Genomic DNA, 11,031 nt, shown 5'->3' with positions numbered 1-11,031 from the left:
GGGCGCGAGGCACCGCCCGCAGCGACGCACCACCATCCACCCACGACCAAGCTCAGCGGCATCCAGCCGGTGAGCCAGCCCACCATGCCCAAGCTCACCTCAAGCCCGGACTTGACTTCGACCTCATAGGTTGGTCAGGCGAGCACGATGATGCACGTGCTCAGCACGAAGCTGCGTAGCACGGCGGCAGTCGTCCGCACCGCAGACGAGGACAGCGCCGGCCGCTACGTCGGGCCCGTGCCGGACCTTCCCGACATCTCGGTGAACATCAATCAGTAGCGACTCGGAGTGTGCGACGTGACCCTGGACTACCACACGCTCAAGACCGTCAACCCGCAGGCGTTGCTGGACTTCGGCTTCGACGCCGCCGAGCCGTATCTCGCCAACGCGTACGACTACTTCGACAGCGAGGTCGGAAGCGCGGTCCAGGGCGGTGCGGCCTGGACGGGCGAGGGCCAGCCGCAGGCTGCCTACGTCATGGAGATCAACTCCGTCGCGCTGGAGACCTCTCGACTCCAGATGCAGGCAGGCGGTCGTGCCATGTACAGCCTGTACACGGCCATCAGCAAGGCCAAGGAGGATCTCGAGGAGTCCGAGACCGACGCAGAACGGGTCGGGCGGTCCGTGGCCGAGAGCTCCACGAAGGTGGCGTTCCAGGGAGTACAGATCAGCGCGGACGGCGCCGTCACGATTCTGGTGAGTCCCAACGACGGTGAGCTCAACGCCGCGGACGACGTGGCCGATCAGCTCTTCTGGGCGGAGAACCAGCTCACCAGCAAGGTCCGCACCGTCCTCAACTACGCCCAGACCGCCGACCTCACCGCCAAGGCACTGCTCGACCGGATCCTGAACAGCAGGCCGGTCTTCTCCGCGAACGCCAGCGCCGAGGCGCTGGCGTACAACCTGGCGACCCGCGAGCTCGCGAGGGCAACGGTGACCTTGGCGGACGAGACCATGGAGTTCTGGTCCGACGAGTCACCGGAGTCCTGGAAGGAGATACCCGCGGAGTGGAGCTCGTCGGACGCGCTCGGGGAGCTGTGGGACTCTCTCCTACCCAACCCTGTCAGTCTGGCCAAGGGGGACTTCAGCGAGCTGGCCGATCTCGGCTCCTACTTCCTGCCACACTCGAAGGTGCTGAAGATCGCCGACAAGGTGTTGACACTCAAGGACGTCATCGGCGCCGGCATTCATACGGAGTACACGGATCTCTACGCGCCCGTCAACCCGCACCTGGGGAGGTTCCACCCTGACGACGTCGTGCTGGACTATCTGGCCGGCAGGTACTACCTGCACCCCGACGACCCCATGTACCAGGCCGGTCTGACCGACATCGGCGAGGCGGCACGGTTCCAGGCCACTCACGGTGGGTCGTCGATCGGCGGCGTCGACTACGTGGAGAGGGCGCGAGAGGTCCGCGACGAGTTGGCCCAGTGGCTGCGCGACACCTATGTCGACGACCCGAACGAGGCCGACATTCCCAATCTCGGCGACTCGGACCGCCCCCTTCCCGTCTCCCCTGAGGACGAGGCCGACGCGAGAGCACTCCTGAACAGGCTCGACAACGCTCTCGCAGGCTCCTAGTGTCCTGCGTCCGATTAGTCGGGCCGGTCCCGTTCAGCCGGACGATCAGCCGAGGACGAGCGGGAGTCTCGCAGCCAGCTCGCCCAGTTCGGCCTTCTCCGCGTCGGTCGGGGCACGCCGTCCGGTGCCGACCAGCAGCGCGTCCTTGTCGGAGAACGACGCGGGGAACGCGGTACCGGCGATCTTCTCCAGCATCTCGCGGGACCGGGCGAGCCCCTCCGCGGGCGGTTCCGCCGCGTCCGGGAGGTGCGCGACCAGGTCGAGGTGGTGCAGCGTCCACTCCAGGATGTACGCGGAGAGGTAGTCGCCCGCGGTGAGGACCTCGCCGCGGGTGCCGACCCGGAGGCCCGGATCGGCGAGCTCGGCGGCGCGGCCGGCGGCGGAGCCGACGTCGTCGACGTGGAACTTGAGCAGCCGAGGCTCCTCGTACGCGGCGGCCAGCCGGACGGTCAGCGCGTCGAGCGGGTCGTCGCCGGTCGGCGGCGTTTCGGCGACGTCCCAGTAGGTCACCGCGTCGCGGGTCGGTTCCGTTTCGGCAGGGGTCACGAGGGTGATCAGGACGTCCTGAGCGTCGATGACCAGGTGGCACACCAGGTCCCGCACGAGCCAGCCGGTGCAGCCGGACGGCTGCGCGAAGTCCTCGTCCGGGAGTTCGGCGACCGCCGTGCGCAAGGCCGTCCACGAGCGTGCGAAGAGATCCACATCGGCACGGTAGTGCGGTGCCGCGATGACGGACAAGCGCACGTGGACGCTACGGGGTGAGGCGGTTCGGGCCGCGGAAGAGGAACGTCGCTTCCCGGATCGACTCCAGCCCCAGCAGCACCATCATCACCCGACCCAGCCCCATGCCGAGGCCGCCGTGCGGCGGGCAGCCGAAGCGGAAGCAGTTCAGGTAGTCCTGCAGGGGCTCGACGCCCATGCCCTTCTCCGCCGCCTGCCTCGTCAGTACGTCGTAGCGGTGCTCGCGCTGGGCGCCGGTGGTGATCTCCAGCCCCTTCCACAGCAGGTCGAAGCTCGACGTCGTGTCCGGCTCGTCGGCCGGTCGCATGTGGTAGAAGGGCCGGATGCTCGCCGGGTACTGGGTGACGAACACGAAGTCGTGCCCTCTCGTCTCCTTGATGTGCGCGCCCAGCAGCCGCTCGCCCTCCGGGTCCAGGTCCTCCTTGTCCCCCCGCGGGTTCCAGCCGGCGCCACGCAGGACCCGGTGGGCCTCGGCCATCGTGATCCGCGGGAACGGCGTGTCCGGAACGGTGACCTCGACGCCGAACTGCTCGGTGACCGCGTCGGCGTGAGCGTCGGCGACCCTGCTCAGCGCGTGGGCGAGCATGCGCTCCTCGAAGACCATCACGTCCTCGACGTCCGTGATCCAGGCCAGCTCCACGTCCACGCCGGTGAACTCGGTGGCGTGCCGGGCGGTGTACGACGGCTCGGCGCGGAAGACCGGTCCGATCTCGAACACCCGGTCGATGCCGGCGGCGATCGCCATCTGCTTGAAGAACTGCGGCGACTGCGCCAGGTACGCGCTGCGGTCGAAGTAGCCGAGCCGGAAGACCGCCGCCCCGGACTCCGAGGCGGTTCCCATCAGCTTCGGGGTGTGCATCTCGGTGCAGCCGTTCGCGTAGGCGTACTCGCGCATGCCCTGCTCCAGCGTGGCCTGCACGGCGAACAACAGCTGCGCGGCCGGGCGGCGGCGCACGTCGAGGAAGCGCCAGTCCAGGCGCTGCTCGATCCCGGTGTGCTCGTCGATCGGCAGCGGCGATGTGGCCCGGTTGAGCACCTCGACCGACTCGGGGACCAGCTCAAGTCCACCGAGCTTCACGATCGGGTTGTCCACGACCCGGCCCGTGATGCGCACCGCTGACTCGGTGGTGAGACCGTCGAGCTCCGCCTCGACGGTGTCGCCGGTGCCGCCGCGTCGATGGGTGACCTGCACCGTGCCGGAATGGTCTCGTACGACCACGAACTGCATCGTCCGCTGCAGCCGCAGCGTCGTCGTCCAGCCGCAGACACTCACGGTCTCGTCGAGGTGCCGCCGTAGGTCGGCGACCAGTACGCGGCTCGTCGGGTGGATCATCGCCGTCCTCCGAGGGACTCGTCATGATCCCTTGGGAGCGTGGGCGATAAGGGTGCTCGCGGTGCCACCACGCCTTCGCCGCCACCACGGTGGCGGCCTCGTTCCGGCCGGGTCACGGATGCCAACCGGCGGAGCATGAGGCTTGCCCGACCCGAGGGGCCGGGAACAGCCGTTCCTCCCCGCACTCAGGAGGGTCTTCACCGAGGGCGCGAGACTGCCTTCCCAGCTACCGGCAGCTCTCTTCGCTCGCGTTGTCCGCGGCTACTCGTCTCCATCGACGCGTTGACCACGAGGATAGGGCCTGGTTCACAGGCCGTGGCGCCGGTCGCCCATCACCAGTTCACAGACACGCGCTTCGGACTCTGCCGAGAACGGATCCCGGTACGCGGCGACCGCCCGTCGGGTCTCTTCGGCGACCAGGTCGGCGCTTATCTGGGCTGCCGCTCCGGCGCCCGCCGCCGCGGCGGTACCGACCTGGGCGACCGGATCGGTGAGGTTGCCCGCGACCCACACCCCGGGCGCCTCGGTGCGGCCGGTCGCGTCGGCGGGGAGATACTCACCGATCCCCGACGGATGTGCCGCCGGCCGCAGTCCCAGTTTCGCCAGGAATCCGGCCCGCGCCACCATCCGCGACGAGACCGCCACGGCCTCGCGGCTGACCACCGTGCCGTCGCTCAGCCGTACACCCTCGAGGCGGTCCTCGACGATCTCCAGGGACACCACCTCGCCGTCCACCACGCGGATGCCGCGGGCAGCCAGTCGCTCCGCCTCCTCGCCGGTCGGCGGCGGCATGGTGTGGGTGAAGAACGTGACATCGTCGGACCACTGGCGAAACAGCAACGCCTGGTGCACCGACAGCGGCCCGCTGGCCAGCACACCGATGGCCCGGTCACGGATCTCCCACCCGTGACAGTACGGACAGTGCACCAGATCCCGACCCCACCGTTCCCGCAGTCCCGGTATGTCCGGCAGCTCGTCGACCAACCCGGTCGCCACCAGCAGCCGACGTGTCCTGACGGACCTGCCGTCGGCCAGCGTCACCGCGAACCCGTCGCCCTCACGCGCTACGGCGCCGACCTCGCCGGACACCACGTGACCGCCGTAGCCACGGACTTCCGCCCGGCCGCGCTCCAGCAACTCGGCCGGCGGGATCCCCTCCCTGCCCAGCAGCCCGTGCACGCCCGCGGCCGGGGCGTTGCGCGGGGCGCCCGCGTCGACCACCACCACCGACCGGCGTGCCCTGGCCAGCATCAGCGCCCCGCTCAACCCTGCAGCGCCACCGCCGACCACCACCACGTCGTAGCCGTCCCTCAGCTGATCGGTCACCATGACCACCTCCCACGACGACCATGCGAGCCCAACGGCCGAGATGGCAAACTATATTGCCGGTCTGGCAAACTGGCGGGCATGGACGACGACCTCGACCAGGCGCTCGACGCGGTCGGACCCCGGCTACGGGCGCTGCGCAGACAACGTGAGACCACGCTGGCCGACCTGTCGGCGGCGACCGGCGTCTCGGTGAGCACGCTGTCCCGACTGGAGTCCGGTGCCCGCCGGCCGAACCTCGAACTCCTGCTCCCCCTGGCCAGAGCGCACGGCGTCACGCTCGACGAGCTCGTCGGCGCCCCACCCACCGGCGACCCGCGCATCCACCTGCGTCCGGTCACCCACCACGGCATGACCATGGTGCCCCTGACCCGCCGGGCCGGCGGCATCCAGGCGTACAAGCTCGTGATCCCGGCCGGCGGCCGAAGGGAACCGGACCTACAGACCCACGAGGGCTATGAATGGCTCTACGTCCTCAACGGACGGCTGCGGGTCGTCCTCGGCGACCACGATCTGGTGCTCTCCCCCGGCGAGGCGGCCGAGTTCGACACCCGCGTACCGCACTGGTTCGGCGCCTCCGACGCCGAACCGGTCGAGTTCCTCAGCCTGTTCGGTAGACAGGGCGAACGCGCACACCTCCGCGCCCGCCCCAAGGCAGCACCCCCACCCGAACGACCCGACCGGCGCCACGGCAACGCGCTGTAGCCAACCGTTGTCGTGGGCGTACGAAACGCTGCGCTGGCCGGTCGCTACGGCAGTGTTCGCGCGGCTCGGCACTCGCGCCCGTCGCAGCCGGTGAACCTGTTCAGCGCGGCCTTCATGCTCTTGACCCGGTCGGTGCCCCTGGCGCCGAGATAGGTGTTGGTCATCTCGACCAGGCCGTCCTTCCTGCTGCGGTCGTACGTGTAGTACTCCCACGCGGGCTGCCCGGTCCCGCGGATGTCGTAACGGATCAGCACCGCATCCTTGGACCGTACGGCGACGTACGACGGGACGCTGGATGTCCCGCCCCTGCCCTTCTGCAGGTCGGGATCCCGGCTGGCGTCCTTGCCCTTGGCCGCCGGCCTGGTGTGCTCGACGAACGCGTAGCGCGGCCCCTTCGTGCTCTTCGGGTTGCGCAGGGCGTCGGCGAAGGAGATGCCGTCGCGGTGCTCCCCGAGTGACGTCCTGCTCAGGTCACGGATGGTCGGTGCGAGGTCGATGTTCGACACCACCTGCGAGCGCGGGCCGGGGGTGAGGCGGTTGGCCTTGTCCGCCGTCTTCTTGTACACGATCAGCGGGACGCGGACGTCGTAGTCGTACGCGGTGCCCTTACCAAGCCGCGCGCGGTGCTGTCCCAGGTGGAAGCCGTTGTCGGAGGTCACGATGATGTACGTGTTCGGTCCTGCCTTGGCGCGGATCGTCCCGACCATCCGGTCGATCGCCTGTGACATCCGTGCCCGGTCGCGCAGGTGCTTGGTCGCCTTCGCGCCGTCGTCGCCCATCGGCTGGTCGCTCTGCCAGTGCGGTCCGTACCTCCCGCTGTCGAACCGCGGCCGGTTGTCCTTGGTGGGGTCGTTGTAGCCGGGCAGGTCGCGGGCGTGCAGCTTCGAGCAGTCCTGTGCGCCACAGTTGCCGTCCGACTTCCCGCCGGGACGGTCCCGCGGTGCGGGCGGGAACATCGGGTCGCCCTTGTGCGCACGCTTGCCGTTGATGATGCTGTGTGTGGCGTACGGCGCGATCTCCAGGAAGTACGGGCGTTCCTTGTACTCACGCCTGCTGTCCTCGATGTACCGGGCGGCGCGTCGTTCCAGGACCGTCGTGGCGTAGTCCCCGTCGGCCTTCCCGTACGAAGCCGGCTTGCCCATCACATGCTTGCCGTTCTTCACCTCGGTCGTGGTCATCTTGTAGTCCCACTGCTGGTATCCGGCACCGAGGATCGCGTTCCACTGCGTCCACCCCGGCGGCACCGGGTGTCCCTGCTTGCCCGCGTAGCCGTTGAGGTACTTGCCCTGGAACGCGGTGCGGTAGCTACGCCCCTTGCGCTCGTTGATCGCGTTGACGAACGTCTTCGCGCCGTTGCCGTTGTCGTGGAACGCCTTCCAGCCGCCCTGCTTCTCCCCCTTCGGCGCGGGCGTGTTCGTCCAGACGCCGTTGTTGTGCGGATACAGGCCGGTCAGCAGGGCGCTGCGCGACGTGCAGCACAGCGAGTCCGCGACGAACGAATTCGGGAAGTAGGCACCGTCGCGCCGCAGCCTGAGCGTGTTCGGCATCGTCTTGACGAGATCGTTGGAGAAGTCGTCGAGCAGCACCAGCACGACGTTCGGCGGCATCGGCACCTTTGCCGATCCCGCTCCGGCCGCGGCTCCATTGGCCGACGGTGTCGCCGCCGAGACCCCGGCGAGACCGACGCACATCGCCATGCCGACGGTGAGCGCGACGACCGCTCTGAGCTTCCCTCTTCGCATTCCGACGCTCCCTGCTGAGAATGGACCGGCATCTGTCTACACCTGCCGGCAGGGTTACGGGAGTGCGTCGGTCCACGTCTTACAGGAACCGAACACATGGCCGTCACAGGCCATTGTTCGGGTTTCGTAAGGGCGCTTTGTCATCCCGCCGAACGCGGTACCTTCGGTGACCTGGGCTCGATCTGGCGGCCCACGGAGGGAGTGCGCACTCATGCGTCGGGTTCGGTTCCATCGAGACCCTCGTCGCCACCGGGGTCGCGCCCTCCTCGGCATCGGCGCCGCCTTCTGCATGGTGGCCACGATGACGGTGCCGGCCTCGGCGTCGCTGATTCCCAGTCCTGCGGCCACACCGGCGGCGAAGGACCGGCCGGGACCTCTGCCAGTGACCGGGCCCGACACGATCGCCAACGCAAGTGGTGACGGGTACATCACCTACGGTGCGTCGACCGCCGCTCCGCGCTCCGTCTGCGGCAAGCCGAAGCGGATGGGCACGGTCAAGCAGCCGAAGAACTGCTGGGTCCCGTACGTCGTGCACGGCAAGGGGTCGCGGGTCGGGTACGCCGAGAAGGTGAAAGGCGACGCACTCCCGGGCGGGCCAGGGAAATGGGTGAACCATAATTTGGGCATCTGGGCGCCCAGTGTGGTGCATTATCGCGGCAGGTATTACATGTTCTACACCGCGAGCCAGAAAGGCTCCGCAGCCGATCCGGAGGCCCGCGGCCGCAAGTGCATCGGCGTCGCGACCTCGACGTCGGCACGCGGGAGGTTCCACCCGCGCGACACCCCCATGTTCTGCCGGAAGGGCGGCTGGGCGATCGACGCCGACGCGTTCGTCGGGCGGTCCAACGGCAACCTCTACGTCACCTTCCGCGACGACGCCGCGACGACGGGACGGGAGACTGCGATCTCGGTCGTACGACTGGACACGTCGGTGCGCAAGGTCGTCAAGAGGAAGCTTCTGCTCACCTCCAGGGCCGTCACCTGGGAGGGCAACACGGACCACGGCACGCACATCATCGAGAACCCCTCGATGATCCGCGCCGGTGACGGCACCTGGTGGCTGTTCTACTCCGGCAACTCCTGGCGCACCAAGAAGTACGCCACCGGGATCGCGAAGTGCGGCAAGGACCCGATCTCTTCGTGCCGGCCGTATCCCGGACCCGACCGCCCGTACTTCGGCTACGTGGGCGACGGCGGTCTGACGGGTGCGCACAAGCCGATCGCGCAGCTGCCGCGTAACCAGAAGGCACCGGGCGGCATGTCGGTCTTCCGCGCCCGGGGCCACGGTGGGATGCGCGCGGTCTGGAACTACAAGACCTTCACCAAGCACTCGAAGCGGTACAGCCTGGTCGGCCGGTTGCGCCTCCAGGGTGACCGGTGGAGTGTCGTGCCGGAGTAATTCGGTTGCCTGGGTGGCGACCGTCTGGTGCACTACCGGGCAACGACCGATTGACCAAGGAGTCCGAGAGATGCGAGCAGCGTTCATGTCGACCCAGAAGGGAATCTCCACCTACCCGGAGGACATGACGCTCGGTGCGTACGCTCAACCTCGGAATCCTGGCGCATGTCGACGCCGGTAAGACCAGCCTGACCGAACGGCTGCTCCACGCGGCCGGAGTCATCGACGTGGTCGGCAGCGTCGACGACGGCAGCACCCAGACCGACTCGCTGGCGCTCGAAAGACAACGCGGCATCACCATCAAGTCGGCCGTGGTGTCGTTCGTCGTCGGCGACGTCACGGTCAACCTCATCGACACACCCGGCCACCCGGACTTCATCGCCGAGGTAGAACGGGTGCTCAGCGTCCTGGACGGTGCCGTGCTCGTCGTCTCGGCGGTGGAAGGCGTCCAGGCGCAGACCCGGGTGCTGATGCGGACGCTGCAGCGGCTGCGCATCCCCACCCTGATCTTCGTTAACAAGATCGACCGCGGTGGAGCGCAGGGCGAGCGTCTCGTCGAGAGCATCGCGGAGAAGCTCGCTCGTGGCGTGGTCGCGATGGGTAGGCCCAGCGGCCTGGGCACGCGCGCGGCGGCCGTCACGCCGTACGGCGCCGACGACGTCGGCTTCACCGCCGAGCTCGTCGAGCTGGTCGCCGACCACGACGACGCCCTTCTCGCCGCGTACGTCGACGACGACGCGACGGTCTCGTACGACCACCTCCGCGACGCGCTCGCCGTCCAGACCGGGCGGGCACTGGTGCACCCGGTGTTCTTCGGCTCGGCCATCACCGGCGCAGGCGTGGACGCGCTGACCGACGGCATCACCGGACTGCTCCCCGCGGCCGCACACTCCGGCGACGGTCCCGTCGCGGGCACCGTGTTCAAGGTCGACCGCGGTCCGGCGGGCGAGAAGATCGCGTACGTCCGGATGTTCACGGGAACGGTACGGACGCGCGACGTCCTGCGGTTCGGCCGTGGCGGCGAGGGCAAGGTCACCGCCGTCAGTGTCTTCGAGGACGGCTCGGACGTCCGGCGCCCGTCGGTCGCCGCCGGACAGATCGGCATGCTCTGGGGCCTGGCCGACATCCGGGTGGGCGACGAGATCGGCACCTCGCCCGTCGCCGAGCGACAGCGCCACTACTTCGCGCCCCCGACGCTGGAGACGGTGGTGCTCCCCTGCCGCGCCTCCGACAAGGGGGCACTCCACGTGGCGCTCACCCAGCTCGCCGAGCAGGACCCGCTGATCGACCTGCGGCAGGACGACGTCAGGGGGGAGCTGTCCGTCTCCCTGTACGGCGAGGTGCAGAAGGAGGTCATCCAGGCGACCCTGGCGAACGAGTTCGGCCTCGACGTCGAGTTCAGGGAGACGACCACGATCTGCATCGAACGTCCTGTCGGCACGGGGTCGGCGGTCGAGATCGGCGAGACACCGGGCAACCCGTTCCTCGCCACCGTGGGGCTGCGGGTCGATCCGGCGCCGCTCGACGCCGGGGTGCGGTACGGCCTGGAGATCGAGCCGGGGGCGCTGCCGTCGGCGTTCCGCAAGGCGATCGAGGAGACCGTGCGCGAGACGCTGAACCAGGGCCTGCACGGCTGGCAGGTCATCGACTGCTCGGTCACCCTGGTCCACTCCGGGTACTGGCCGCGGCAGAGCCACTCCCACGCCACCTTCGACAAGAGCATGTCGAGCACCGCCGGTGACTTCCGCCACCTGACTCCGCTGGTCCTGATGAGCGCGCTGGCGCAGGCGGGGACGCAGGTGCACGAGCCGATGCACCGGTTCCGGCTGGAGATCCCCGCGGACACGCTCGGCCGGATGCTGCCCGCGCTGGCGGCGTTGCGCGCAGTCCCGCACGCGCCCGCGATGCGCGGGCCGATCTGCGTGTTGGAGGGTGACATCCCGGCGGCACGGGTGCACGAGCTGCAGCAGCAGCTGCCTGGACTCTCCCGCGGCGAGGGCGTCCTGGAGTCCGCGTTCGACCGCTACGAACCGGTGCGGGGCACAACGCCGAGCCGCCCGCGGTCCGACAACGACCCGCTCAACAGGAAGGAGTACCTGCTGAAGGTGCAGCGCCGGGTGACACGCGCCTGAAGCATCGCTAGACGTCAGGGTGCCCTTCACACACACTCGAGGACTGAGCAGTCCGCGCCGGCGAGACGCTAG

8 protein-coding genes are annotated in these 11,031 nt (G+C 69.0%); 4 read left to right on the top strand and 4 right to left on the bottom strand.

All coding sequences use genetic code 11. The features are described from left to right. Positions 1-297 precede the first annotated feature (297 nt). Complete coding sequence (locus GEV10_20090; protein ID MQA80748.1) at positions 298-1,581, top strand: hypothetical protein; 1,284 nt, start codon at positions 298-300, stop codon at positions 1,579-1,581. A gap of 45 nt (positions 1,582-1,626) precedes the next feature. Here the strand turns inward: GEV10_20090 and GEV10_20085 are convergent, their stop codons facing one another. The 3 genes from GEV10_20085 to GEV10_20075 form a co-directional block, all read right to left on the bottom strand. After that, positions 1,627-2,283: a maleylpyruvate isomerase gene (locus GEV10_20085; protein ID MQA80747.1), complete on the bottom strand. Its 657-nt coding sequence runs from the start codon at positions 2,281-2,283 to the stop codon at positions 1,627-1,629. Positions 2,284-2,332: 49 nt separating this feature from the next. Then, positions 2,333-3,655, bottom strand: coding sequence for an aspartate--tRNA(Asn) ligase (gene aspS / locus GEV10_20080; protein ID MQA80746.1), 1,323 nt, complete (start codon positions 3,653-3,655; stop codon positions 2,333-2,335). A gap of 306 nt (positions 3,656-3,961) precedes the next feature. Next, entirely contained in the window at positions 3,962-4,984 is a 1,023-nt protein-coding gene (locus tag GEV10_20075; GenBank protein MQA80745.1) for an FAD-binding protein, read from the bottom strand. A gap of 78 nt (positions 4,985-5,062) precedes the next feature. Between GEV10_20075 and GEV10_20070 the strand changes: the two genes are divergently transcribed. After that, positions 5,063-5,686 carry a helix-turn-helix domain-containing protein gene (locus tag GEV10_20070; GenBank protein ID MQA80744.1) on the top strand — a complete coding sequence of 208 codons (624 nt, stop codon included), beginning with the start codon at positions 5,063-5,065 and terminating at the stop codon, positions 5,684-5,686. A gap of 44 nt (positions 5,687-5,730) precedes the next feature. Here the strand turns inward: GEV10_20070 and GEV10_20065 are convergent, their stop codons facing one another. Continuing rightward, complete coding sequence (locus GEV10_20065) at positions 5,731-7,428, bottom strand: sulfatase-like hydrolase/transferase (protein MQA80743.1); 1,698 nt, start codon at positions 7,426-7,428, stop codon at positions 5,731-5,733. 211 nt (positions 7,429-7,639) lie between these two features. Between GEV10_20065 and GEV10_20060 the strand changes: the two genes are divergently transcribed. Continuing rightward, on the top strand, positions 7,640-8,827 hold the full coding sequence (locus GEV10_20060) for a family 43 glycosylhydrolase (protein ID MQA80742.1): 1,188 nt from the start codon (positions 7,640-7,642) through the stop codon (positions 8,825-8,827). Between the two features lie 134 nt (positions 8,828-8,961). Then, positions 8,962-10,959, top strand: coding sequence for a GTP-binding protein (locus GEV10_20055; GenBank protein ID MQA80741.1), 1,998 nt, complete (start codon positions 8,962-8,964; stop codon positions 10,957-10,959). The last annotated feature ends 72 nt before the right edge of the window (positions 10,960-11,031 follow it).

It is taken from the genome of Streptosporangiales bacterium (assembly GCA_009379955.1).
In the GTDB taxonomy this organism is placed as follows: Bacteria; Actinomycetota; Actinomycetes; order Streptosporangiales; family WHST01; genus WHST01.
Note: the sequence above shows the minus strand (reverse complement) of the source record. Positions and strands in the feature narration are given on the sequence as shown.